At 69.4% G+C, this 23,737-nt stretch carries 22 protein-coding genes and 1 pseudogene; 9 read left to right on the plus strand and 14 right to left on the minus strand.

All coding sequences use genetic code 11. The features are described from left to right. The first annotated feature begins 45 nt into the window (after positions 1 to 45). Positions 46 to 768: a dienelactone hydrolase family protein gene (locus BG418_RS17565; RefSeq protein WP_188274851.1), complete on the plus strand. Its 723-nt coding sequence runs from the start codon at positions 46 to 48 to the stop codon at positions 766 to 768. 108 nt (positions 769 to 876) lie between these two features. On the opposite strand, the gene BG418_RS17570 is transcribed toward BG418_RS17565, so the two are convergent. Then, a complete protein-coding gene (locus tag BG418_RS17570; protein WP_223185003.1) occupies positions 877 to 1,371 on the minus strand; it encodes an aminoacyl-tRNA deacylase in 495 nt (164 codons plus the stop codon). 155 nt (positions 1,372 to 1,526) lie between these two features. On the opposite strand from BG418_RS17570, the gene thpR reads away from it, so the two are divergent. Beyond that, positions 1,527 to 2,111 (plus strand): RNA 2',3'-cyclic phosphodiesterase, encoded by a 585-nt coding sequence (thpR, locus tag BG418_RS17575; protein ID WP_188274852.1) that lies wholly within the window; start codon positions 1,527 to 1,529, stop codon positions 2,109 to 2,111. Between the two features lie 42 nt (positions 2,112 to 2,153). On the opposite strand, the gene helR is transcribed toward thpR, so the two are convergent. The 5 genes from helR to BG418_RS17600 form a co-directional block, all read right to left on the minus strand. Continuing rightward, a complete protein-coding gene (gene helR, locus BG418_RS17580; protein ID WP_188274853.1) occupies positions 2,154 to 4,310 on the minus strand; it encodes an RNA polymerase recycling motor ATPase HelR in 2,157 nt (718 codons plus the stop codon). 391 nt (positions 4,311 to 4,701) lie between these two features. Continuing rightward, a complete protein-coding gene (locus BG418_RS17585; RefSeq protein WP_223185005.1) occupies positions 4,702 to 5,847 on the minus strand; it encodes a hypothetical protein in 1,146 nt (381 codons plus the stop codon). Positions 5,848 to 5,951: 104 nt separating this feature from the next. After that, a complete protein-coding gene (locus BG418_RS17590; RefSeq protein ID WP_188274855.1) occupies positions 5,952 to 7,028 on the minus strand; it encodes a hypothetical protein in 1,077 nt (358 codons plus the stop codon). A 690-nt stretch (positions 7,029 to 7,718) separates the two neighbouring features. After that, positions 7,719 to 8,147, minus strand: a complete 429-nt coding sequence (locus BG418_RS17595) for a Clp protease N-terminal domain-containing protein (protein WP_317453685.1) — start codon at positions 8,145 to 8,147, stop codon at positions 7,719 to 7,721. A gap of 43 nt (positions 8,148 to 8,190) precedes the next feature. Further along, a complete protein-coding gene (locus BG418_RS17600) occupies positions 8,191 to 8,394 on the minus strand; it encodes a helix-turn-helix domain-containing protein (RefSeq protein WP_188274857.1) in 204 nt (67 codons plus the stop codon). Between the two features lie 130 nt (positions 8,395 to 8,524). Here BG418_RS17600 and BG418_RS17605 point away from each other — a divergent pair, with 130 nt between their 5' ends. Continuing rightward, positions 8,525 to 10,090 carry an FAD-dependent monooxygenase gene (locus BG418_RS17605; protein ID WP_188274858.1) on the plus strand — a complete coding sequence of 522 codons (1,566 nt, stop codon included), beginning with the start codon at positions 8,525 to 8,527 and terminating at the stop codon, positions 10,088 to 10,090. 28 nt (positions 10,091 to 10,118) lie between these two features. Here BG418_RS17605 and BG418_RS17610 read toward each other — a convergent pair whose 3' ends face one another. Beyond that, a complete protein-coding gene (locus BG418_RS17610) occupies positions 10,119 to 11,366 on the minus strand; it encodes a glycosyltransferase (protein ID WP_188274859.1) in 1,248 nt (415 codons plus the stop codon). 153 nt (positions 11,367 to 11,519) lie between these two features. Here BG418_RS17610 and BG418_RS17615 point away from each other — a divergent pair, with 153 nt between their 5' ends. The 3 genes from BG418_RS17615 to BG418_RS17625 all read left to right on the plus strand — a co-directional run bounded on the left by BG418_RS17615 (position 11,520) and on the right by BG418_RS17625 (position 14,156). Then, a complete protein-coding gene (locus BG418_RS17615; RefSeq protein ID WP_188274860.1) occupies positions 11,520 to 12,425 on the plus strand; it encodes an alpha/beta fold hydrolase in 906 nt (301 codons plus the stop codon). Positions 12,426 to 12,719: 294 nt separating this feature from the next. Continuing rightward, the gene (locus BG418_RS17620) at positions 12,720 to 13,460 is read left to right on the plus strand and encodes an ATP nucleotide 3'-pyrophosphokinase (protein WP_188274861.1); all 741 of its coding nucleotides are present in this window, start codon (positions 12,720 to 12,722) and stop codon (positions 13,458 to 13,460) included. A gap of 129 nt (positions 13,461 to 13,589) precedes the next feature. Then, the gene (locus tag BG418_RS17625; RefSeq protein WP_188274862.1) at positions 13,590 to 14,156 is read left to right on the plus strand and encodes an SMI1/KNR4 family protein; all 567 of its coding nucleotides are present in this window, start codon (positions 13,590 to 13,592) and stop codon (positions 14,154 to 14,156) included. Here the strand turns inward: BG418_RS17625 and BG418_RS17630 are convergent. Together BG418_RS17630 and BG418_RS17635 are read right to left on the minus strand one after the other, a co-directional pair. Continuing rightward, on the minus strand, positions 14,132 to 14,422 hold the full coding sequence (locus BG418_RS17630) for a hypothetical protein (RefSeq protein WP_188274863.1): 291 nt from the start codon (positions 14,420 to 14,422) through the stop codon (positions 14,132 to 14,134). The two genes, BG418_RS17625 and BG418_RS17630, sit on opposite strands and share 25 nt — an antisense overlap. A 222-nt stretch (positions 14,423 to 14,644) precedes the next feature. Then, positions 14,645 to 14,785: a hypothetical protein gene (locus BG418_RS17635; protein ID WP_188274864.1), complete on the minus strand. Its 141-nt coding sequence runs from the start codon at positions 14,783 to 14,785 to the stop codon at positions 14,645 to 14,647. Between the two features lie 221 nt (positions 14,786 to 15,006). Between BG418_RS17635 and BG418_RS41220 the strand changes: the two are divergent. After that, positions 15,007 to 15,724, plus strand: a pseudogene (locus BG418_RS41220) (transposase); the annotation flags it as partial. A gap of 66 nt (positions 15,725 to 15,790) precedes the next feature. Here the strand turns inward: BG418_RS41220 and BG418_RS39945 are convergent. After that, on the minus strand, positions 15,791 to 16,093 hold the full coding sequence (locus tag BG418_RS39945) for a hypothetical protein (RefSeq protein WP_223185015.1): 303 nt from the start codon (positions 16,091 to 16,093) through the stop codon (positions 15,791 to 15,793). A gap of 369 nt (positions 16,094 to 16,462) precedes the next feature. Between BG418_RS39945 and BG418_RS40905 the strand changes: the two genes are divergently transcribed. Next, positions 16,463 to 17,593 carry a TerD family protein gene (locus BG418_RS40905; protein ID WP_188274865.1) on the plus strand — a complete coding sequence of 377 codons (1,131 nt, stop codon included), beginning with the start codon at positions 16,463 to 16,465 and terminating at the stop codon, positions 17,591 to 17,593. A gap of 155 nt (positions 17,594 to 17,748) precedes the next feature. Here BG418_RS40905 and BG418_RS40910 read toward each other — a convergent pair whose 3' ends face one another. Together BG418_RS40910 and BG418_RS17660 are read right to left on the minus strand one after the other, a co-directional pair. Continuing rightward, the gene (locus BG418_RS40910; RefSeq protein ID WP_188274866.1) at positions 17,749 to 18,408 is read right to left on the minus strand and encodes a double zinc ribbon domain-containing protein; all 660 of its coding nucleotides are present in this window, start codon (positions 18,406 to 18,408) and stop codon (positions 17,749 to 17,751) included. 242 nt (positions 18,409 to 18,650) lie between these two features. After that, a complete protein-coding gene (locus BG418_RS17660; RefSeq protein ID WP_188274867.1) occupies positions 18,651 to 19,181 on the minus strand; it encodes a phospholipase A2 in 531 nt (176 codons plus the stop codon). Between the two features lie 384 nt (positions 19,182 to 19,565). Between BG418_RS17660 and rph the strand changes: the two genes are divergently transcribed. Next, entirely contained in the window at positions 19,566 to 22,163 is a 2,598-nt protein-coding gene (gene rph, locus BG418_RS17665; protein WP_188274892.1) for a rifamycin-inactivating phosphotransferase, read from the plus strand. Positions 22,164 to 22,228: 65 nt separating this feature from the next. On the opposite strand, the gene BG418_RS17670 is transcribed toward rph, so the two are convergent. Next, complete coding sequence (locus tag BG418_RS17670) at positions 22,229 to 23,317, minus strand: hypothetical protein (RefSeq protein WP_188274868.1); 1,089 nt, start codon at positions 23,315 to 23,317, stop codon at positions 22,229 to 22,231. Continuing rightward, a complete protein-coding gene (locus BG418_RS17675) occupies positions 23,314 to 23,688 on the minus strand; it encodes a PadR family transcriptional regulator (RefSeq protein WP_188274869.1) in 375 nt (124 codons plus the stop codon). The genes BG418_RS17670 and BG418_RS17675 overlap by 4 nt, the downstream gene beginning before the upstream one ends. Positions 23,689 to 23,737: the final 49 nt, after the last annotated feature.

Genomic DNA, 23,737 nt, shown 5'->3' on the forward strand with positions numbered 1-23,737 from the left:
GTCGTCCGGGAGCGCCGTTCATGAGCACTCCCGAAAGGCATGACCATGCACTTCACTTCCGAGCAACGCCTCGACGACGGCGTCCTCGAACGCGAATTCACCCTCGGCGAGATCCCCGGCACCCTGTGGACGCCGGAATCCGCCGTACCGGCCCCGCTGATCCTGATGGCCCACAACAACGGCCTGCCCAAGGCGGAACCCCGGCTGGTGGCCCGGGCCCGGCTGTCCGCGGCGTACGGCTACGCGGTGGCCACCATCGACGCCGCCGGGTGCGGTGACCGGCCCCGTTCCGCCGCCGCCGAACAGGCCCGCGCCGACCTCCGCCGGGCGATGCAGGCAGGCGAGCCGGTCGACGAGATCTTCGAGTCCCTCGTCGCCCCGCTGGTCGAGAACGCGGTCCCGGAGTGGCGGACCACCCTGGACGCCCTTCTTGCGCTGCCCGAAATCGGCGGCCCGGTCGGGTACTCGGGGTGGACCGCCCTCGGCATCCACCTCGCGGCGGTCGAGCCGCGCATCGCGGCCGCCGGTTTCTTCGCCGGGGGTTACGTGCCCCTCGCCCAGCGCGAGGAGGCCCGGCAGGTCACCATTCCGCTGCTGCTCCTGCTGCAGTGGGACGACGAAGGGAACCCCCGGCAACGGGCCCTGGACCTGTTCGACGCCTTCGGCAGCAAGGAGAAGACCCTGCACGCCAATCTGGGCGGACACCTCGGTACCCCGTGGTTCGAGAGGGAGGACGGGGACCGGTTCTTCGGTCGGCACCTGAAGTGAGGCCGGGCCGTCAGGTCGACAGCAGACGGTAGGAGACGTCGGCCATGATGCCGCCATCGAGGACGGGCCCCGGCCCTCCTCGATGGCGGTGGCCATTCAAGCGGCCTCTCACGGAGAGGTGATGTCGGCGACCACGGCGTTCGGCGGGATCCGTACGATGTCCGATGCCCTCGCCTCCACGGTGCAGTCCGGCCGGCCACTCCCACACAGCACGGTGCCCATCCGAGGCACCGCGGCGTCGAACACCACGGTGACGTCCGGGGCGTCGCAGATGGGGCCGACCCCGCCGCGCTCCATGTCCAGCTTTCGCAGCGCCGCCTCGTCGGCGGATTTCAGCGCCGAGCGCGACACTCCCAGGGCAGCCGCGAGCCGGCCGTAACGGATCCGTGCCGGGCCCGGAACGGCCGCCAGCACAAGGCGGTCGGGGCCGACGGAGAAAGCCACCGTCTTCAGCGAGTTCTGGATGTTCTCCTCGGTGAACCCGGTGCGGTTCCGGATGTCCGCGCCCGTGTGGATCTCCATGTGCTGGTGCACGGTGAAGGCCACCCCGGCAGCGGCGAGGAGCAAGGCAGCGGGTGAGGGCGAAGTCGGTGTGCTCTCCATGCTTCTCCCATAGCAACTGACCTAAAAGTGGGCCTAGTTGTAGCAGCTATGTCTGCCGGTGCCCGGGGGAGGGGCAGCGCGTGTTGGGTCCCCAGGACCGGGCCCCACGCGACAGAAGGTGACAGAAGTACCCGAAGAACGGTACGAAGTCCCTCGTGAACAACCAGGTGCCGGCCGGGACCATCCGGATATTCATCGCCCTCGCCCCGCCCGACGACGCGAAGGAGGAGCTGGCACGGGCACTGCGCCCGGCCTACGACGCGTACCCGCGTATGCGGTGGAACCGTATCGAGGACTGGCACATCACTCTTGCCTTCCTGGGCGAGCTCCCGGGCGCCACCGTTCCCCTGCTGCGGCCGCCGCTCGCGGCTCTCGCCGCCGCGCACCGGCCCGTACGACTGGCGCTGCGCGGCGGCGGGCACTTCGACGAGCGCGTGCTCTGGAGCGGGATCGACGGGGACCTCGACGGGCTGCATCTGCTCGCCGCCGAGGTTCGTGCCGTGGTCAAGGAGTGTGGTGTCGACTTCGCCGACCGCCCGCTGCGCCCGCATCTCACCCTCGCCCGGTCCCGCCGCAACGACCTCGTCGGCGTGTCGGAGTCGGCCGCCGCGCTCGCCGGGTTCACCGGCCGCTCGTGGCCCGCCGAGCGACTGCACCTGGTCGGCAGCAACATCGGCCGAGGTCCCGGCCCGATCCACTACCGCGACCTCGACGCCTGGAAGTTCGGCGGCGCAACCTGACGCGGGTATGCGCTGGGTGTCCCACCGCATACCCGGCCGACGTCAGGGGCTCGTAAGGATCACGAGTTGCCGGGTCGCGCGGGTCATCGCGACATAGCGGTCGACGGCTCCTTCGATGCCTTCGCCGAACGTCTCCGGATCGACGAGGACGACCAGGTCGAACTCAAGCCCCTTCGACAGCTGCGGCGTCAGCGACTGCACACGGGATGTCGCCCGGAACGCGGGATCGCCGATGACGCAGGCGATCCCCTCGTCATGAGCGGCGAGCCAGGTGTCGAGGACCGAGCCCAGATCGGCGACGGATCCGTGGACGACGGGGATGCCGCTGCTGCGGATGGACGTCGGCACGTTGGCGTCCGGGAGCACGGCACGGATGGCGGGCTCGGCCTGCGCCATGACCTCTTCCGGCGTGCGGTAGTTGACGCCGAGAGAGGCCACCGTGATCCGGTCGAGCCCGACCCGCTCCAGCCGCTCCTGCCACGACTCCGTGAACCCGTGCCTGGCCTGGGCGCGGTCGCCGACAATGGTGAAGCTGCGGGATGGGCAGCGCTGCAGCAGCATCTGCCACTCGGCGTCGGTCAGTTCCTGGGCCTCGTCCACGACGATGTGGGCGAACGGCCCGGCGAGCAGGTCGGGTTCGGTGCCGGGCAGCGCGCTCTCGTCGATCAGACTCTCGCGAAGGTCCTGTCCGCGCAGCATCCCCATCGCGCCCTCGCTCTCGTCGATCACGACGTTCTGCAGCAGGCTGTCGATGGCCTCGGCCCTGCGCGTACGTTCGGCGGCGACCGCGGCGTCGTGGCGCCGCTTGCGTACGGACGCCTCCGCGTCGCCGAGCCGCTGCCGGGTCGCATCGAGCAGCGGCAGGTCGGACACCGTCCAGGCCTGGGCCTCGGCGCGCTGCAGCTTGCGCACCTCGTCGGGGCCGAGCCAGGGCGCGCACTTGCGCAGATAGGCGGGCACCGACCACAAGTCCCCGACCAGGTCCGTCGCTTCGAGCATCGGCCACGCCCGGTTGAGGGTCGTGACCAGGGCCCGGTCCTGCAGCACCGACCGCCGGAACAACTCGGGGGAGACCTCGTCGTCGTCGTGTTTGTCCAGCAGGATCGCGATCAGCTCCTCCCAGATCTGCTCGCGCGCCTCGTTGTGCGGTGTACCCGGCTCCACCGCGTCGAACGCCGCCGCCCAGTCGTCGGCGCTCAGCCAGATGTCGGACCAGTGGGTCGAGACCGTCATCCCCTTCGTCGGCGGCTCCTCGTACATGGCGACGGCTGGTTCGATCGCCTTCACCATGTCCGCCGACGCCTTCAGCAGCGCCACCTCCAGGTCGGGCTCGACCGCTGCTCCGGCTCCCTCGGCCACCAGGTCGCGCAGGGTGCAGGTCTGCACACCCTCCTCGCCGAGGCTGGGCAGGACATCGGCGACGTACGCGAGGTAGGGCTGGTGCGGGCCGACGAACAGGACGCCGCCGCGACGGTGGCCGAGGCGGGGTTCGGAGTACAGGAGGTGGGCGGTGCGGTGCAGGGCGACGACGGTCTTGCCCGTACCCGGGCCGCCGTCGACGACGAGGGCGCCACGGGACCCCGCACGGATGACGGCGTCCTGGTCGGCCTGGATGGTGGCGAGCACATCGCGCATCCGGGACGAGCGGTTGCCGCCCAGACTGGCGATGAACGCGGACTGGTCGTCGAGCGCGGCGCGCCCCTCAAGCCCGTCGGCGGTGAACACCTCGTCCCAGTAGTCGCCGATGCGGCCGCGGGTCCAGCGGTACCTGCGGCGGCTCGCCAGACCCATCGGGTTGGCGTGGGTGGCCGCGAAGAACGGCTCGGCCGCCGGTGAGCGCCAGTCGAGGAGCAGCCGACGGCCCGTACGGTCGGTGAGGCCCAGACGTCCGATGTACGTGGGCTCGGACCCGTCGGCGGGGACCATGTGTCCCAGGCAGAGGTCCAGGCCGAAGCGGCGCAGGGCGCGCAGGCGACCGGTCAGGCGGTGGATCTCCGCGTCACGGTCCATCGCCTCCCGGCCGATGCCGCCGGGCGCCCTGCGCTCGGCCTCAAGGCGGTCGGACACATCGGCGATCGCCTGTTCAAGGCTCTCGGCGATGGCAGCGAAATGCCGTTCGTCGCCGCCGATCAGCGCCGGGTCGGCCTTGGCGGCGAGACGCTCGGGAAGGTCGAACGCGCTGGTGGTCACAGGGTTCATGTCCTCGCTCCGATCTGAAGTTGCTGCCGCTGCCGTTACGGCCGCCGACGCGCACTCACGCACCCCGGACCGTCCCCCCATCAACTCGACGTCACCGCTCGATCCCTCACCCGACAACAGCGCACGCACGCGTAAATCCCCCTGTTTCCGCAGGTCCTGGCTTCGGCCCGCGATTCTGCCCCACCACCGGGGCCTTGCCGCAAGGCCCCCCGTGCGCTATAAATTGAGAGTGGCAAGGAGTGGGTATCCCTCCTTGCCTTTCGTTTTTTCGTCGCGACGGGGGCTGCCGCGACCCTTGCTGATCAGTCCAAGCTCGTCGTTGACGGACGGCATGGAGATGCCGTCCGTCAAGGCTGACCAACCGTCACTTGGCGCTATTGCACGGCCGCGGTCATCGCATCGCGTGCCCATGGTTGAGGTTCAGGCACAGGGCCCAGACGTCGGAGTAGGTGTTCGGGGAGGGTGAGCCCCCGACGTGGATGTCGGCCGTCCAGTTGTCGGCCGTGGTGGCCTGGTCGCTGACCGGCTTGCCGTCGGAGTCGCTGGGGTAGCTTCCGGTGAGGTGGGTTCCGCCCGACCCTGCCTTGGTGAAGTCGGTCGTCGTCACGTTCCCGCCGCTGGCGGCGGCGCCCCCACTGACCAGTACGCCGCTCTCCCGCCTGCCATGGCGCGCCTGGGCCGGGTCGTCGCAGCCGACCGTCGCCGTCTGGCTCGTGCCTGCCGTGTCGGGGCCGCTCAGCTCGCGGAAGTGGACCGTCGTGGCGATGTTGTTGACGTTGACGTCGTCTCCACTGCAGATCGCGTAGGCATACGTCGTGTTGTCGGTGTCGCGGCCGCCGCCGATTCCCCCGACGGCCGTCCAGGAGTCGGGGTTGGTCTCTCCGTCGGCTGCGGCCTTCTGGCCGAAGTCGTGCGCGGCGTCGTCGAAGGTGGGGAAGCTGGCGATCGGCTTGAGGCTGCCGACACTGGCGGGGGTGGTGCGGGCGCCGCCACCGATCAGGAGCGTGCCGGTCGGGCAGGTCGCTGTCACGGTCTTCGCCGTCTGTCCGACGCTGGGTCCGGCGGCCTTGTTCATGACGACTTGGGTGTGCCTGATCCGGCTGCTGTGGAGGCACACCGCGTACGGAGTGGTGGAGAAGGCGAGGCTGGAGTTGCTCCCGCTTCCGCCGAACGCGAGCCAGTGCGTTGCGTCGGTGCCGACGACCCCGGGTGAGCCGGTGAATTCGGTGACCCCGTCCGCGCTGGGCGCGATGCCCATCACATGGTTGCCGTTCCCCGCCCTGTCGTCCCCGGTGGACTGGGAGATCCCGCCGCCGGAAACGAGGCCGTCGGCGCAGTCCGCGTGGGACGAGACGCCGGTGAAGGGAGTCGCGGGGCCCATGGTGGGGCCGGGGGTCGTCACGGTGACGCTCGCGGTGTCGGCGTACGCGATGTCCGGCACCGCCACGGCGAACAGGGCGCCCGGGACCAGCACCGCTCCCAGGACGGACTGCCGTGAAAACGTCTTCTTCATCGAGTTGTGCCTTTCTGCTGTCAACGCGGCGAACGTGGCGTGACCGCGTTGTTCACAAGGGGACGGTGATCTGCGGGCGGGCTGCGCTCGGTTGTCGTGCCCGCCCGCGGATCGGTGGTGCCGGTGGCTCAGACGCCGTCGTTGGCGCACAGCGCCCAGGCGTCGGAGTGGTTGTTCGTCGACGCCATCCCACCGGTGTGGGTGGAGGCCGTCCAGGACGCCGCGGTGGTGGTCCCGTCACCGACGGGGTTGCCGCCGGCGTCGCTGGGGAAGCTTCCGTTGAGGTGGTCGCCGCCTGCGCCCGGGCCGGTGAAGTCGGTGGTGGTCACGCTGCCGCCGCTGATGGCAGCGCCTCCGCTGATCAGATTCCCGTCCCCGCTACCGCAGTTGACGGTCGCGTTCTGGCCCGTGCTCCCGGTGTTCGGGCCGCTCACCTCGCTGTAGCGGACCTTGACGGTGACGCCGCTGACGCCGATGCCGTTACCGCTGCAGATCGCGTACGCGTACGTCTCGTTGCTGGCGTTTGCGCTGTTGTCCCAGCCGACGGCGGTCCAGGAGTCGGGGTTGGTCTCTCCGTCGGCTGCGGCCTTCTTACCGAAGTCGTGTGCGGCGTTGTTGAAGGTGGGGAAGCCGGCGATCGGCTTGAAGTTGCCGGTATTGCCCGGTGTGACCTGGGCGCCGCCACCGAGCAGGACCGTGTTGGCCGGGCAGGTCGCCGTCACGAGGCCCACCGTCGCCGAGGTGTTGGGTGCGTTGATCTTGTTCATGACGACCTGGGTGTGGTTGATCAGGTTACTGGTGAGGCACATCGCGTAAGGGCTGGTGGAGAAGGAGGAGATGACCTGTCCTCCGCTCGCGCCCTTCGCGATCCAGTACGCCACGTCGGTGCCGACGACCCCGGTCGAGCCGGTGTATTCGGTGGTGCCGTCCGGGCTGGGCTCGCTGCCCAGTACATGGTTGCCGTTCACCCCCGTGCCGGTGCCGATGGCCTGGTCGATCCCGCCGCCGGAAACGAGACCGCTGGCGCAGTGGGCGCTGGTGGAGATGGAAGAGTCGATGGTGGTGGGTCCGAGAGTGGCCCCAGGGGTTTTCACGGTGACGCTCACGGTGTTGGCGTACGCGGCTCCTGGCACCGCGAGGGTCAGGAGGGCGCCTATGACCAGCGCCTTCCCTGCGACGAGGCGCCGCAGAAGTCCCTTGTTCATTGAAATTCTCCCCTTTTGATTCCAAGGCGATGAAGGTGGCGCGGCGGCGTTGCCCGGAAGCGGCATTGCATAGGAGAGCCAGTGCCGTCGACTGCTCCGGCTCTCCGGACGGCCTTCTGCGTAATGGGGTAGCCGGTGTTCATCGGTGGCTGGATTTATCGCGGCTGTACGCCGCGTTCAGTGGCAGGTGGAGTTGTGGACGTCCATACCGCTGCTCAGCAAGTGGCGAACCAGGGGTTCGGATCCGCCGCGTCGCCACCCTCATCGCGAGTCGCGCATGCGGACTCTAACAGGCGTGCAGGCTGTCATCTACAGGGGAATTTTGTGAAGTGGACTAGCAGATGTGGGGCCTGGTGGATCGCCAATCCCTGCCCGGGTCAGGTTGGTTGAGGCCGCCGGTCGTGTCATCTGTAGTAATCCACAGGGAGAAATCACCCATGGGTAATCAGGATTCCTGGTGGAAACTGCAGTCACCGAATATCGGAATCCGGCCCATAAGTGGGCGACAGGGTGCAGCCGGATGCCCCGGTCGGGCTCCGCCCCGTATGAGAATCCAGCTCGGCCTCGGCGTTCGACTGCGGACGTCCTCCCGCAGCCCCGCGTGTACCAACGCGGGGCTGCGGCCGACAGGACACACGGAACGCCTGGTTGCCGCACTGTCCCTCACCGCCGGTGTTGAAGCCCAGCCACTCAGTCAGCCACCCGCCGCACACGTTCGCGGGCGGCTGCGCGGTCGATGCCGAGGTGGGTCATGAGCTCTGCCACCGGATCCGGTCGCTCGCAGTCGAGCAGGGCCAGCAGGAGGTGCTCCGGTGCGATGCGTCGGCTGCCGGCCTTCCTCGTCTCGGCCACGGCGCGGGGGAGGACCGCGCGGGCACCGGAGGTGAAGGGGGTGCGCTTGCGCGAGGCGGGGATCGGCGGCCGTTCGACCCCGTGGGCGTCGATGCCGACCGCGGCCAGCGCGGACCGGTCGAGGGCGTCGAGTGCGGCGCGTGCGGTCTCCAGGTCGGTTCCGAGGGCCTGGGCCGGGCGGGGTTCGTGGAGCAGCCCCAGGAGGAGGTGCTCGGTTCCGATGCGGCGGTCGCCGCGCAGGGTGGCCTCGTCGAGTGCCGAAGCCACGACGGCACGGGCACCTGCTGCGAACTGTTCGAACATGGCTGTCTCACTTCCCGTACTTGGCGTGGACGGATTGCCGGGAAACGCCAAGGGCGTCTCCGATCTGTTCCCAGGACCATCCCTGCTCCCTGGCGCGCGCGACTGCGGCCGCTTCGACCTGCGCGGCCAGCCGGTGCAGCGCGCCCACGGCCCGCAGTCCCACTGCGGGGTCGTGCGACCTGAGGCGTTCTGAGAGATCTCCCGTTTCCATGCCTGTCAGTCTGGATTGACAACCCCTTGTTCGTCAATCCAGACTGACAGGCACTTCGGGCTGTCAATCCAGACTGACATGAGGTCGCGACGGGAACGCCTCCCGCCCGACAAGCTGAAGGAGACCTTCGATGACCGCTGACGTGACCATCGTCGGCGGCGGTCCCAACGGGCTGCTGCTGGCCTGCGAGTTACGGCTCGCGGGCGTACGTCCGGTGCTCCTGGAACGGCTGCACGCCCGCAGCGAGGCCCCCAGGGCCAACGGGCTCGTCGGCCGCGTGGTCCAGGCGCTGGAGTTGCGCGGCTTGTACGAGCCCCTCGCCGGTCGTGTCGGGCCTGCGCAGCCGTTGCCCTTCTACCAGTTCAGCGGCTTTCCGCTGGACCTGCGCGACCTGCCCGAGAACCCGCTGCACGTCCTCCAGGTCCCCCAAGCGCGCATCGAGCAGGTCCTCGAAGAGCGCGCCCGGGAACTCGGCGTCGAGATCCGCCGCGGGCACGAACTGTTCGCCCTGCACCAGGACGACGACGGCGTCACCCTCGACATCCGAGGGCCACAGGGCGCCCACCGGATGCGCACCCGGTACCTGGTCGGAGCGGACGGCGGCCACAGCACGGTCCGCAAACAGGCCGGCATCGCCTTCCCCGGAACCACCGACGACCACTTCGCCTCCCGCGCGGGACACGCCGTCATCCCCGACGCTCTGCTGGATCCCGCCACCGGGGAACTGGTCCTGCCCGACCCTGGCATGCGCCTTCGGCCGTACGCCCACAACCGCATGCCCAACGGCGTGCTCACCTTCGCGATGATGCCGCCCGGCTCGGGAGTCCACCTCGTCGCCACCTTCGAGTGGGACCAACCACCGGTCGACGACAGCACACCGATGACCTTCGACGAGCTCCGTGCCGGCGTGCGTCGTGTCCTCGGCACGGACCTGCCGATGAGCCCACCCGCCACCCCCGGACCGCACCTGCTGCGCCGTCTCACCGGCATCAACTCCCGGCAGGCCGACACCTACCGCGCCGGCCGCGTCCTGCTGCTCGGAGACGCCGCGCACGTGCACTCCGCCGTCGGCGGGCCCGGGTTGAACCTGGGCATGCAGGACGCCATCAACCTCGGTTGGAAACTCGCCGCCCAGATACACGGCTGGGCACCTCCCGGACTGCTGGACACCTACCAGAGCGAGCGGGCACCGGTCAGCCAACGGGTCCTCATGCACACCCGCGCCCAGGTCGCGTTGATGCGTCCAGGAGGCGACATCACCGCGGCCCGCGACCTGCTGGCGGAGCTGCTCGGCGACAAGAACAACCGCGCACGTATCGCAGCGCTCCTGGCCGGAACCGACGTCCAGTACGACATGGGGCACGACATCGGGCATCCACTGGTGGGACGGTGGCTTCCCGACCTTCGGTCGCACCTCACCAGCAGTTGGACACAGATCCTCGAACGGCTGCGAGCAGCGCGCCCCGTGCTCGTGGACCTCACCGCACACGCCACGACGGCCGAGGCCTTCAAGGGTTGGACGGACCGGGTGGACGTGATCTCTGCCCCGTCCGCAGATCGTTCACTGCCGGCCGCCGCCCTTCTCGTCCGCCCCGACGGATACCTGGCGTGGGCCACAGACGACGACACGCCCGGCCAGTTGACGCGCCACGACTTGCACAAGGCGTTGACTACATGGTTCGGCGCAGCAACCTGAGCCGCGCCGAGGGGGCTTGCCCCCGCGTTCAGTGGTTGGCGACGCGGGCCAGTTCGTTCAGCACGGTGGTTGCTCCGTTCTGGCTCTGGATGGTCTTTGAGAGCTGGGTGCACCGGGTGCGGTATCGCGTGTCGTGCAGCGTCGCGTGCAGGGCGTCGGCCAGTGCGTCTGGGGTGAGGCGGCGGGCGTTGATGTAGGTGGGGGAGAGCTTGAGGGCGGTGAGGCGGCGGGCCCAGAAGGGCTGGTCGAGTGCGAGGGGGACCGGCACGGCAGGGACTCCGGCCTTCAACCCGGCGCCCACGGTCCCGGGGCCGGCATGGTGGACCAGGGCGGCCATGCGCGGGAAGAGCCACTCGTGGGGGCACTCGCCGATGGTGAGGGTGTTGTCGTCGGTGATGTCGAGACCCTGCCAGCCTGCCTGGACCACCGCGCGGACACGTAGCCGGCGCACGACGTTCTTGATGGTGCTGCTGAGCTGTTCAACGTCTCCCGGGGACACGCTTCCGAATCCGAAGTAGACGGGAGCGGGGCCGGATTGGAGGAAGTCGGCGAGTCGGGGGTCGGGTTGCCAGGTGTCCTCGGGAGCCGGCCACCAGTAGCCCGTGCAGGTGTGGCCGTCGGGGAGGGTGAGTCCCGGCGGCAGCAGGGCGGTGCTGTAGCCGTGCAGGACGCGCGCGCCGCGCAGGATGCCGCGGGCGGTGTCGGCCGTCTTCTTCCGCATGCCCAGTTCCCGCCGGAGCCAGCTCAGGGCGGGTGCGTACAGCGGATGCATCGCTGTCCACGCCATCGTTTCGGCAAACCGATATCCGTGTGACCCGTGGGCGGTGGCCGTGTCCTGGGCACTGAGCCGGGGCAGGAGCATGGCCGGGCTCGCCGTGTAGATCCCGAGGCAGGTGCGGCCGGTGCCATGGGCGATGAGCGCGCACACCGGATGCGGCAGCGGATGGGCGAGGATCACGTCGGCGCCCTTGCCGCTGGTGGCCGCGTCGAGGACTTCCCGGGCGATCACCTGGGCGATGTCCTGGGCGTTGCGCGTTCTGCGTCTGATCCGGGCGGGGCTCTGCCACCGGTCGAAGCGGTCGGCGGCCAGCGCGGACTCCTCCTGGCGGGCCAGCGGCAGGACGTGGACTGGCATGCCATGGGCGCGAAACCGGGGCGCGTTGCGCTCGGAGGTGGCGGCCACCACCTCGTGGCCGAAGGCTTTGAGGCGGGCGCCCAGGCCGGCATAGGGGAGTACGTCGCCGGCCGAGCCCCAGGTCACCAGCAGGATCCGCATACGCCCGAGTATGCGCAGCCGCCCGGCCGATGACGGCACAGAACGCCCTTCGTCACCCGGGAGAGCCGACGGGGGGCGGCGGCTTGACGCCCACATGGGTGACCTGGACGGGAAACCGGCCCGCGCCCGGCGGGGTGCCGGTATGCAGGCGGGATGTCTCACAGCATCGACCCTCAAGTGACCGACCTGACGCTCGATTTCCGCGGCTTCGAGTACATCGCCCGCACCGCCACGGGATCCTCCGCGACCGAAGCCCTCTTCGTCCTCGGCGGCTCCTCACAGGACCGGCACTCCTGGCTGCGCTACGAGCGATGGCTCCTGCCGCACACCACCGTGGTCACCCTCGAACTGCCCGGATACGGCCACGCCGCCCCCCTCCCCGTCGAGTACGGCATGGACTTCCTCGCCGACACCGTCCGCCACACCACCGAAGCCCTCGGTCTTGGCCGCGTCAACGTGTTCGGCGCCTGCTTCGGGGCCGCCATCGCACTCCGCTTCGCCCAACGCCACCCCGACCACATCGCACGCCTGATGCTGGGAGGCACCGCCACCGACATCTCCCCCGAGTACACGGCGGCGGCCAAACGCTGGCGCAGCATGGTGGACGACGGGCTGTTCGACACCATGGCCCAGGACATGGTCGAGCAGTTCATGGCCCCACCCGGCCACGGGATCGTGCGGCGCCGGGCCGCCGTGGCGCGCCTGATGCGGCAGAGGTTCGCGAGCCTGACCGAGCGTGAACTGGCCATGGACATCACCCATCACGAACGTCTCCTGAGCCATCCGTGGAGCCTGCCCGGCCCGACGGGCGCCGACTCGGTGCTCGTCTTCACGGGCGAGCACGACACCATCACCCCGCCCCACGTAGGGCGCGGTGTCGCCGAGACCCTCGGGGCCCGGTTCACCACCATCAAGGACGCCGACCATCTCGTCCAGATCGAACGGGACGGTGACCTGGCCGACTTGATGGCTCGGTTCTTCACCGACCAGCCGCTGGAGGACCTGCCCTACCTGAATCCGGTCGAAGACTTCGCCCGGGTCGGGCAGGGCGCTTCATAAGGCGCAGGCCTGTTCATTACGTGAGCCCGAGGTGATGGCGACCTGTGGTGGCCCCGGAGCCCCCGGTCATTCCGCTGCCCTCACCTCGGCTGTGCGGCGCCTCGCCGCTGCTTACCGCAGCGGCGGGGCGTGGTCGCTCACGCGGTGGGTCGGGACCGGTGCGTCAGTGGCGGGGTGCGGCAAGACCGGTCGCGGCGTCACGCACCGCGCCTTCGCCTTCGCCAGTAACTCTCCCTCCGCCTCGGCGGTTGTGCCTGTCGCAAGGCATCCCACCAGCGTGAAGGCGGACGTTATATGACGGTCACCATCATCTCCTCCACCAGCAAGGGCCTACTCGCGGCCGCGCTCACCACAGCCGTCGCACTGTCGGCCGGGCCCACGGCGGCCGCCGCGGACGACGACCACGGCTGGAAGGGAGCGGGTGGGCTCTCGCTGAACAGCACCGACAACGCCAAGGTCGACGCCTACGTCAACCGGGCCCGCCATGCCGAGGAGTCGATCAGCACGGACGTGCGCGCCGCCTCGCTCGCCACGGGCGCGGAGCTGGTCGGCTTCGCGCAGCGCCTGAAGTCCCCCGACTCGCTCAAGCGGAAGGTCGCCACGTCCCTCAAGGACCACCCCGAGCAGAACGTGGACACCGTCCTGGCCGGCATCGGCGACGCCGTCCGGTACACCCTCCAGTGGCCAGACGACACCTACACCACCGGTGTGACCCGCGCGTCCGCCATCCTGTCGGCCTGGGGCAACGACAGCACCAAGTGGTCCAACACCTGGAGCCGGACCAGCGGCTACAAGGGCCTCAACACCGGCTGGCGCGCCCCACGTTCAGGCCAGCTCTTCGAGGTCCAGTTCCACACCCCCGCCAGCAAGCACGCCCAGGAAGTGACCCACCTGCTGTACGAGGAACAGCGCCTGCCCTCCACCACCTCGGCCCGCAAGAAGGAACTCCAGGCCCAGCAGGACGCCTTCTTCGCCGCCGTCCCCGTACCACCGGGAGCCGACAGCCTGACCGCGCCCGCCCCCGCCACACGCTGAGCGCCTGGCCTCCTTGGTCGAGCGGCGGCATTCGCGGAGTTCCTCGCCAGCCAGCCAGCCCCCTCCGCACTTCCCAAGGACCAGCCCCAGGCGCCAGGCCCGCGCCCGGACGAGATAGCGGTACGGCAGGTGACCGACGCGTGGCAGCGCATCGAGACATGGCTGCGTGCCCATGCCCCCGCGTCGTGCGCCTCCCTTGAGTCGGGCGCCTCGCAGGAGGAGATCAGCAGTGCAGAGGGGGCGCTCGGGGTCAGGATTCCGGCCGATCTGAAGGCCTTATGGGTCCTGCGCGACGGTGTCCGTATCGTGCGGGGCGAGGCGTTCCTTATGGACAATGCGCGGCTCATTGGCATTGCTCAGGTCGTCGAGCTTCACGGGTACTGGGGGAAGAACTACGATTTCCGCGACGACCCGGACGAACCGAGCGATCTGTGGGATCACCACTGGATCCCCGTATGTACGCTGGAGGAACACAACTGGGCGAACGGCCTGTTCCTGGACGCTGGGACAGGTGAGCTGTGGTCGTGGGACGAGCACGCCAACCGTCAGGTCGAGTACGAGTCCTTGACCAGCTATCTGGAAGGGATGGCGGATGCCTTGGAGGCACCGGGGCTTTTCGGCGGCGCCAGGCCGGGCCTTGAGTACGGCGCCCTCGTATGGCGGGTGCCGGACTATTCCGACCCGGAGCATCCATAGGTGGAATTCACCGGCTGAACTGTCATCCGGCCGTAAAGACCGCATGTGTGGGGATGGGTGGGCATTTTCTGCTGCATCAGCCAGTAGCAGGCACCGGCAGCCGGGTACAGGTTGGTGTCGACGTTGTTTGTCGGCTTGAAGAACGGCAGCACGCAGCCGGGCGCGATGCCCTTGGGAATGTTGTCGCAGCGCGGAGCCAGCTCCCGAACGGCCGGGATGCCGTTTGTGCCGAAGTCGGCTGTGGCCGGGTTTCCTCCGGCGCCCACGGTGGCGGTGATCGACTGGGAGCGTGGGTCAGTAACGGGCAGTTGGCCGGGCGTCTGTGATCGCCGGTAACCGGGCGTTTGTCTGGTCCTGTGTGCCGGTGGCGAGTGCGGGCTCTCCCGCTCACCGTCCTGATGGAGCCACTGCGCCGCCTTGCCCAGGAGCGCGAGTCCGCCCGCCGCAACGTCCGAGGGGCAGCGGGGCCACTCAGCCGGTCTGCTGCGCTACCTATGGGAGGCGCGCACCGCGGCGACAACGATCGCGATCGGGATGGACACCAGGAAGAGCGTCACCGCAGGCCACAGCGGATCGCCGTTGATGAGTGCGTTCATGAGAGTGCGGAATCCGGCACCGATAACATGCATGCGCGTACCGTAGCGTCACCCGTCGCCAGGCGGCGCGCCAGAGTTCTCCGGACGGGAATCCCCGCCGTCGTCGCAGTAGCCGTCCCCTCATCCGCTGAACCACTGCACCCTCGCTCGGCCACGGCCCGGCGGGGCTGCTTCATCGTCCCAGGAGCGTGCAACCCGCCTGCGGATCGTGGTCGTTCATGCGGAATGATCCCCGTATGCGTGATCAGGAGGAGCTGTTCAAGGCCGAGCCGGTCGAACCGAAGCGGCCGCGGGCCCGTGCGATCGAGGTGGGCAAGAAGTTCCGTTCGACTCGCACCAGGTCCTGTTGCTGCCACCATCGCTGAACGATTGGCGGCCCGAAGGCCACCCGGCCCGGTTCGTCGCCGACCTGGTCGATGAAGTCCTCGATCTGGCGCCGGTCCTGGCCAACTACACCAAAAAGCGTGGGTTCCCGCCCTACGACCCACGGCTGATGGTGCGCCTGCTGATCTACGGCTACACCACCGGCGTGCGTTCTTCCCGGGCGATCGAGCGCAAGTGCGGGGACGACGTGGCGTTCCGGTTCCTGGCCGCCGACCAGGCCCCGGATTTCCGCTCGATCGCCCGTTCCGCCGCCGCCACCGGGACGCGCTCGCCGACCCGTTCACCCAGTCCCTGCAGAGGCCAAGGCCGCCGCGTTGATCGCCGACGCCGAGCACGTCGACGCCACTGAGGATGAGCGGTGACGAGCGGTTCGGCGTCGACGGCAAGGACACCGAGCTGGACCGCCGCGAGAAGCGCCTGGCCAGGCTGCAGGCCGCCCGCGCCCAGATCGAGGCCGAGGCCGCCACCAAGGCCCGCAAGCACGCCCAGGACAAGGAACGCCGCCGCCAACAGCGCGCCGGCACCGGGGACGAGCAGGCGATCACCGACGCAGGCGAGGCGGCCGCCGCGAAGGCGCGGCCCAAACCGCCCCTGCGTTCCAGCCGGGGCCTTGCCGAGATGATGCCAAGAACTGGCGCCCGCGTGGTCGAGAGGTCAGCGGGGCCGGGCTGTGATCTGCCGACGCGCGCTGTCCCAGACCTCCTCGAACTCCTCGGAGGTCAGCGGCACCGGATCGTGGCCTTCCCACTCGGAGACGGGTAGTTCTGCTGTCATCCCGAACCCTCTCTCGTACTCGTCAAGGCGGCCTGCCTCTTGGGCCTGCTGCCATTCCGCCAGGGAGGCAGCGGCGATAGGCGTCAGCTCGGGCCCTTCGAGCTCGATCTGCCGAGTCACCCAGCCTTCGGCGTCGACCTCAAGGTAGAACCAGATGTCTTCCTCGTCCCAGTAACAGCGCATCCATGTGGTCACTGGTTCATGATGCGGGGACGCAAGACGTACGTCGTATGAGGGGTGGGGGCGGCGCCTGGAGAGCGCCTTCCGTGGAGTGGGCAGTCGGTTCCCAGGATGAAGAGTTTGCGGCAGCTGACCCGGCCTCCGGCGCCGGACCGACCGCTTCTTCACTTCGAGTCGGCCTGCCAGGCGGAGCCCCTTCGTGACGGTGGGTGGCCGTCCATGGTGTTCGGTGGGCAGCTGGACGGCGCCGGGTGGGCGAAGGTGGTGCGTACCTGGCGTGTAAGTTCTCGAATTGCGCAAGTGAGGAACCGTGTGGCCGCGTGGCGCGTTGATCGCGGTGAGCGGGAGAAACAAGCCGAACTGGAGGAGCTTATGAGCGTGCCCTTGGCCAAGGGCGGCAATGTGTCACTGAGCAAGGAAGCGCCCGGCCTTGTCGCGGTGACCGTCGGCGTGGGGTGGCGGCTGGGAGCGGCGTCGGGCGACGCTTACGAGCTGGACGCGAGCGCGCTGGTGTGCGGCCGGGATGGCAAGGTCCTCTCCGACCGGCACTTCGTCTTCTTCAACAACGTGGAGAGCCCGGACGGTTCGGTCACCCACCAAGGTGGCGGCGCCGGGGGCGAGGACAACGAGCTGATCCAGGTGGACCTGGCGCGGGTCCCCGCCGAGGTCGCCAAGATCGTCTTCGCTGTCTCCCTGTACGAGGCCACGCGGCGCGGACAGAGTTTCGGTCACCTCGCCGCCGCGCATATCCGCGTACTCGACCGGGACGGCGGGCGCGAGCTGGCCCGCTACGACCTCAAGGGCGATGCTTCGGCGGAGACCGCGATGGTGTTCGGGGAGCTGTACCGGCATGGTGCGGAATGGAAGTTCCGCGCGGTGGGCCAGGGATACGCTTCCGGGCTCGCCGGCATTGCGACCGACTACGGGGTCGACGTACTGCGCGAGAGCGCTCCCCAGCCCCAGGCGGCTCCCGTGCCTGCGGCGGCGCCCGTTCCGGCCCCCGCACCGGTTCCGCCCCCGCCGCCCTCGTATCAGCCGACCACGTTCACCGCGTCGCAGCAGACAGCTGCGGCCGTGCCACCATCACCCTCGGGGGGACCTTCCATGACCTGCTTCTTCGACCCGAACCACGGACCCGGCACAGCTTCGGTGACCTGGTCGCCGCAGTGGGGCGTGCCGCGTCCGATCCAGGCGTGCGGCGCTTGTGCCCAGCGGGTGCAGACGACGCCTCCGCCGTACTACTCGGCTCCCCAGGCCGGTTACCCCCAGGCCCAGGCCGGTTACCCCCAAGCCGGGTATCCGCAGCAGGGCTACCCGCAGCCCGCGCAGCAGGGCTACCCGCAGCAGGCAGGCGGCCAGCAGGGTCAGGGCCAGGGGCGCCGCTTCGGCACCGGTGCGCTCATAGGCGCGGGTGCGGCCGGTTTGGTGGGCGGCGCACTCCTGAACGAGGCGTTCAGTGACGACGAGCCGGACGTCATCGTGAACAACTACTACGAGGACTAACCCACTCGGTCGACGTCGGAAGGTGCTGTTGGCTCCGGTCCGGAGCCAACAGCGTCGTGGGGCCGTCCGCGTCACCAGTGCGTGTGAGCCAGGCCTGTTCACCGTGGCAGGTGGTCCGACCTCTGGTGGATGACGCGCGCGGTGGGACGTTCTTCCTACCTCCGGGTGCCGCATCCCGGGCAGAAGGCGGCACCTTCCGGTACGACGGCGGAGCAGGTTGCGCAGGAGACTGACTGGGCCAAGTGATAGCCGCAGCCGGAGCAGTAGGCCGCGCCGCGGGTCTCGGTTCGGCAGTGGGGACACACCAGTTGGCGGGGCGCGCTGGGGTCGTAACTCTGCCCGGCCTGCTGTCCCGCGGCATACGCCCGCTGTTCGGCCATATCGTTGAGGCCGCGCTGCTGGGCTGCCATGGCCTCGGCCGCGGTGTCCGGGGCACAGCGCAGACACAGCCCCTGGGCCGCGTTCCAGCAACGACCGCACACGTAGTCGGTGCAGCGGCCGCAGCGGTTGAAGTGGCCCTGCGCATTGCCGATCGCGCGCTCGAACGCAACGTCGCGGGCCCGTCCGTAGCCGGCGCCCGCCAGCCCGTCGGCCGCGGACTTCAGCCCGCTGCCGGTACGGCCGAGCAGCCCCCAGGCCACGTCGACCCCCTTGCTCAGCCAGGTGGCGGCCCGCTCTCCGGTGTACGGCTCGAACGGCGACCGCCAGGTGTCGTAGCAGCGGGCACACGAGAACTCGAACTGGAAACCGGCTCCCGTGCCGTTGCGCTCACAGAGATCCCGGTAGTTGTTGCTGAAGTAGATCTCGCCGCTCACGTAGTCCCCCACAGGTCAGGCCACTGGCACACACGCCGTACGACGCTGGCGGGACTCTACTGGTTCTGCTCGTCGCGACTGAATCGCCGGGCCCCCGTACCTGGACCCGGCATGCCGCCCTACCCTCTCGGCTCCTCGCGTACCGCCGCCGTCGATGCAGGGCATGTGGCCTTGAGAGCCGAGGGGGAGGGAAGATTCCTGTCGCTGTGGTCGACGATCACGTTCTCTGCGGTCGGTAGCGCCTACACACCGTTGAAGGCGAGGCCTCCGAATTGGCGTACGACCTGGTACATCGTCCGTGCTGTGTCAGCGCAGTTCGCCAGGGCGTCCGGCCGGTCGTGGCAGATCCGGAGCATTTCCTCAAGGAGGCGGTCGTCGATGCTCTTGCGCCGGGCTTCGGTGGGGTCCAGACGCAGGCGCTGACCGCCGTAGTTGCGGTAGCCGAAGTCGTGGATGACGCATGCGTCGTGGAAGACCTGCGCCCACAAGCGGGGGGTTGGGGGAGAGCAGCCGTCGGTGTCCCAGTCGAAGGGCTGCTCGTGCTGCTGCGCGTAGGCGGGGAACTCGCGGTAGGTCCTCGCCATGAGGAAGTCGGCCCGCTCGCGCACCTGATCGGTGGGTCTGGCCTGGGTCGCCCAGGACGCCTCCCTTGGTGTGGCGGTGGACGCTGCGGCGGGTGCGGCGTTCGGCAACGCGCCGAGCACGCACGATCCGCAGAGGGTGAGTCCGGCGAGGAACCGTGACGCAGCGCGCCGTCGGGTGTGGAGTCTCATGCTGTTCCTGTCTGGCAGATGCGGGTGCGGGAACGACGAGCAATTACCCCGCGTAGTCGAGAGTAGCCATGTGTAACTACTGTCGACGCTCGTGCATTCGTGCCAGGTCGTGTGTCGGCGGAGAGCCGGACGCCCTGCTGATCGTCCGTCAAGCGCTCGCTCATCGCGTACTACCACTGAACGCATAGGACCTGACGTCTAGTTGGCCATGCCGGCGTGGCGTTGTACGCAAAAGGAAAGGCAAGGAGAGAGCTCTCCTTGCCACTCTCAAGTTATAGCGCGCTGGGGGGCTTGCGGCAAGGCCCGGGTGGTAGCGCAGAATCGTCGGCCGAAGCCACAACCTGCGGAAATGCAATGGGGCACGGGTGCCTCGGAGGTATCGCGATGACTGAGCAGTACGTGTTGGATCTTCAAGAGGTTGACGCGGCGCAGGTCGCCGTCGTCGGTGGCAAGGGCGCGCATCTGGGCGGCCTGTCGGGGATCGAAGGCGTCCATGTGCCGGGCGGCTTCTGTGTGACGACGGACGCCTTCCGGCGGATCATGGCGGAAGCGCCGTCGATCGCGGATCGGCTCGATCAGCTGTCGCGCTTGAACGCGGACGACCGGGAGGAGATCCGCACGATCAGCGCGCAGATTCGCCGGACGATCGAAGGGATTGTCATCCCGGGCGAGATCGAGGCGGCGATCACCCGCGCGCTCGCCCGGTTCGGCGAGCAGACCGCCTACGCCGTCCGATCGAGCGCGACGGCGGAGGACCTGCCGACGGCCTCCTTCGCCGGGCAGCAGGACACGTATCTGAACGTCATGGGGCCGACGGCGATCCTCCAGCACGTCAGCCGGTGTTGGGCCTCGTTGTTCACCGAGCGGGCCGTGACCTACCGTCAGCGCAACGGCATCGACCACCGTACGGTCCACATGGCGGTGGTCGTGCAGCAGATGGTCTTCCCGCAGGCGGCCGGGATCCTCTTCACGGCCGACCCCGTCACGGGCAACCGGAAGGTCGCCACCGTGGACGCCGGCTTCGGCCTCGGCGAGGCCCTGGTCTCCGGCCTGGTGAACGCGGACGCCTTCAAGGTGCGGGACGGCGAAGTCGTCGCCAAGACGATCGCCGCCAAACAGCGTGCCATCCACGCCCTGCCGGCCGGCGGTACGGAGGAAGTGGCGATCGACTCGCAGCGGCAGGAGCAGCCGGCGCTGACGGATGCGCAGGTCGTGCGGCTCGTGCAGCTCGGGCGGCGGATCGAGGCGCACTTCGGACGCCCGCAGGACATCGAATGGTGCCTGGCCGATGACGGCTTCCAGATCGTTCAGAGTCGGCCGATCACGACGTTGTTCCCCATCCCCGAGGCGCGTGACCAGGAGAATCACCTCTACGTCTCCGTCGGTCATCAGCAGATGATGACCGATCCCATGAAGCCCCTGGGGCTCTCCGTATGGCAGCTGACGGCCATGGCACCGATGCACGAGGCCGGCGGGAGGCTCTTCGTCGACGTCACCCAGCGCCTGGCCTCACCCGCGAGCCGCGCCGCACTCCTGGACCTCATGGGGAGAGGCGATCCGCTGGTCAGGGACGCGCTGGAGACCGTACTGGACCGCGACGACTTCGTCCCGTCGCTCCCGGACGCGGGTCCCGGCGGGCCCCCGACCGGCGCCGCGTCCGCCCCGATCGAGACCCATCCGGCCATCGTCACCCAGCTGATCGAGCGCAGCCAGGCGTCTCTCGACGCGCTGAAGCGCGACATCCGCACGAAGAGCGGACCGGCGCTGTTCGACTTCCTGCTGGAGGCCTTCGAAGAGCACAAGCGGGTCCTGAGGGACCCGTTGAGCATGCAGGCGATCATGGCGGGGATGGAGGCCACGTGGTGGCTCAACGACAAGCTGGGGGAGTGGCTGGGCGAGAAGAACGCGGCTGACACGCTCACGCTGTCCGCCCCCGGCAACGTCACGTCGGAGATGGGGCTGGCGCTGCTCGACGTCGCGGACGTGATCCGCCCGCGGGCGGAGGTGGTGGCGTTTCTGCAGGGCGTCGAGGACGAGGGCTTCCTGGACGAGTTGGCGAAGCTCGCGGGCGGGACCGAAGCGCGCGACGCCATCGAGGCCTACCTCGACCGGTACGGCATGCGCTGCGTCGGCGAGATCGACATTACGCGGCCACGTTGGAGCGAACGCCCCACCACCATCGTGCCCGTGATCCTCGACAACGTCAGGAACTTCGCGCCGGGCGCCGCCGAGCGGCGCTTCGAGGAAGGTCGGCAGAAGGCGCTGGAGAAGGAACAGGACGTGCTGTCACGCCTGCGGGCCCTGCCGGACGGGGACCGGAAAGCCGATGAGGCCAAGCGGATGATCGACCGGGTCCGCACCTTCATCGGGTACCGGGAGTACCCCAAGTACGGCATCATCAGCCGCTACTTCGTCTACAAGCAAGCCCTGATGGCGGAGGCCGAGCGCCTCGTGCAGGCCAACGTGCTTGCTGAGCCGGAGGACGTCTTCTACCTCACGTTCCAGGAGTTCCATGACGTCGTGCGCTCGCAACAGGTGGACGACCGGCTCATCCAGCAACGCAAGGACGCGTTCCGGTCGTACTGCGCGCTCACACCGCCCCGGGTGCTCACCTCGGACGGCGAGGCCGTCACCGGGGCGTACCGGCGCGACGACGTGCCGGCCGGTGCCCTGGTCGGCCTCCCGGTTTCCGCCGGGACCGTCGAAGGAAGGGCCCGCGTCATCCTCGACATGGCGCAGGCCGAACTCGAAGCGGGCGACATCCTGGTCACGTCCTATACGGATCCCAGCTGGTCGCCCCTGTTCGTCGGCATCGCGGGCCTGGTGACGGAGGTGGGCGGTCTGATGACCCATGGCGCGGTGATCGCCCGGGAGTACGGCCTGCCGGCCGTCGTGGGTGTGGAGCAGGCCACCCGGCTGATCCGGGACGGGCAGCGGATCCGCGTGCACGGAAGCGACGGGTACGTCGAGATCCTGGGCTGACCGACCTCGGCGGGAAGCGGTGGGGACTGGAAACGGAGCGGAAGCCACCGTGCCAGTCCCCGGGCCTACTTGGCGCCGTAGTGCTCAGCTGTGTCCTTGGGGGTGGCGTGGCGCAGCGCCGAGCGGATTTCCAGGAGCGTCGAGCCCCACGTCCAGGTGGCCAGGGGCAGCGCCGCGGCCTTGACCCAGAACAACACCGATCGGGGCTCGGGGTCGGTGAGCAGGTCGTACCCGCACCAGACGCTGAGCGCGCACATGGCCGCCGCCGGGATCAGCCGGGCGCGTGCTGAGCGGCTCGTGCGTCCGGGGTTGTCGGCCAACCGCATCGCGTACACCTCGACGGGCCCGAACTCCTCGGCCGCGCCGCTGCCGGACGCCCGCAGATGGTCCCGGGCCTCCTCCCGGCAGCGGGCCGCCGCGCTGGGTCGGTAGCCGTGCCGCCCTCTGAGCAGGGTTTCCAGGCGCGCCAGCCAGGCGTCGTCACCGACCGGCTCCGCCGCGGCACGCCGCCCGAGGAACCAGCGCCCGGCCCGCTCGTCGGGCAGCCGGAACCCCGCGAAGGCCAGCAATGCCCCGACGCCGAGCAGTGCGGGCGCGGGCACCTCGACCAGCGATCCGGAGGGGATCGAGGTGAACAGGACAGCCGTTGTCACCATGAGGACGCAGACTGCCGCCAGCGCGATGCGCCAGGCCCGTAGCCGTGCGGCGGCCCGTAGTTCGGGCAGTACTCCGGACACCGCCACGGAAACCACTGCCAGCAGCGCCCCGCCCGTCAGCTCGGGCCATCCGGCCGTCAGCCAGAATCCCTCGCTCGCCCAGAGCACGATGCCGAACAGCACTGCCTGAACACCCGCCAGTACCAGCCCTGCGGTGAACCGGTCGCCCGCTGCGAGTCCGTCCAGGCCGTCGGCGCTGCGCCGCGTCTCGCTGATGCGCTCCGCCGCGACCGTATCGGCGTACGCGTCCGGTTCGCCGACCGCTTCCCGTAGGGGCCGCCCGGCCTCCGCCGCGATCTCGTGGACCTCGGCCAGTACCTCGTCGGCGAGCCCCTTCGGCGGGTTGTGGTGGTAGACCAGCGCGAGTTCGAACTGCGCCGCCCACCGCTCGTCGTCCTTGTGTGTCCAGACCGGCCGCTGCTCGGTGCCGCGCGTCATCGATTCCCGCCCTCGTGGTCGCCGGGTGTCGTCCGTGCGGGAGAGCGGCCCCCGGCCAGCGCGCTCACCACGTCGTCCAGGGCCCGCCAGGACCGGTACTCCTGTGTGAGCCGGGTGTGTCCGGCGGCGGTGAGGCGGTAGTACTTGCGCCCCGGCCCGCCGTCTCCCGCGCTCCATCGCACCTCGACGGCGCCCTCTTCCTCCAGCCTGCCGAGCGCCGGATAGAGGGTGGCTGCCTTCAGGCCCCCGAGCCCGGCGGCGCCGAGTTGCTGGATCAGTGCGTAGCCGTAGCTCTCGCCCTCGGTCGCCAGTACGCCGAGCAGACACAGCGGCAACGACGCGCGCAGCCACGCGGCTTGGATGTCCGGCACAGCCCCTCCCCGGCAACTCAACTAGTTCGATTCTGAGAATAGTCGAAAG

Origin of the sequence: Streptomyces sp. CBMA152 (genome assembly GCF_014596475.1) — a bacterium.
GTDB lineage: Bacteria > Actinomycetota > Actinomycetes > Streptomycetales > Streptomycetaceae > Streptomyces.

Coding starts and splice junctions, on each gene's coding strand:
- BG418_RS17565 (WP_188274851.1), top strand. CDS start 46: ATGCACTTCACTTCCGAGCAACGCCTCGACGACGGCGTCCTCGAACGC.
- BG418_RS17570 (WP_223185003.1), bottom strand. CDS start 1,371: ATGGAGAGCACACCGACTTCGCCCTCACCCGCTGCCTTGCTCCTCGCC.
- helR (WP_188274853.1), bottom strand. CDS start 4,310: ATGAACCCTGTGACCACCAGCGCGTTCGACCTTCCCGAGCGTCTCGCC.
- BG418_RS17590 (WP_188274855.1), bottom strand. CDS start 7,028: ATGAACAAGGGACTTCTGCGGCGCCTCGTCGCAGGGAAGGCGCTGGTC.
- BG418_RS17600 (WP_188274857.1), bottom strand. CDS start 8,394: ATGGAAACGGGAGATCTCTCAGAACGCCTCAGGTCGCACGACCCCGCA.
- BG418_RS17605 (WP_188274858.1), top strand. CDS start 8,525: ATGACCGCTGACGTGACCATCGTCGGCGGCGGTCCCAACGGGCTGCTG.
- BG418_RS17610 (WP_188274859.1), bottom strand. CDS start 11,366: ATGCGGATCCTGCTGGTGACCTGGGGCTCGGCCGGCGACGTACTCCCC.
- BG418_RS17615 (WP_188274860.1), top strand. CDS start 11,520: ATGTCTCACAGCATCGACCCTCAAGTGACCGACCTGACGCTCGATTTC.
- BG418_RS17620 (WP_188274861.1), top strand. CDS start 12,720: ATGACGGTCACCATCATCTCCTCCACCAGCAAGGGCCTACTCGCGGCC.
- BG418_RS17635 (WP_188274864.1), bottom strand. CDS start 14,785: ATGCATGTTATCGGTGCCGGATTCCGCACTCTCATGAACGCACTCATC.
- BG418_RS39945 (WP_223185015.1), bottom strand. CDS start 16,093: ATGCGCTGTTACTGGGACGAGGAAGACATCTGGTTCTACCTTGAGGTC.
- BG418_RS40905 (WP_188274865.1), top strand. CDS start 16,463: ATGAGCGTGCCCTTGGCCAAGGGCGGCAATGTGTCACTGAGCAAGGAA.
- BG418_RS17660 (WP_188274867.1), bottom strand. CDS start 19,181: ATGAGACTCCACACCCGACGGCGCGCTGCGTCACGGTTCCTCGCCGGA.
- rph (WP_188274892.1), top strand. CDS start 19,566: ATGACTGAGCAGTACGTGTTGGATCTTCAAGAGGTTGACGCGGCGCAG.
- BG418_RS17670 (WP_188274868.1), bottom strand. CDS start 23,317: ATGACGCGCGGCACCGAGCAGCGGCCGGTCTGGACACACAAGGACGAC.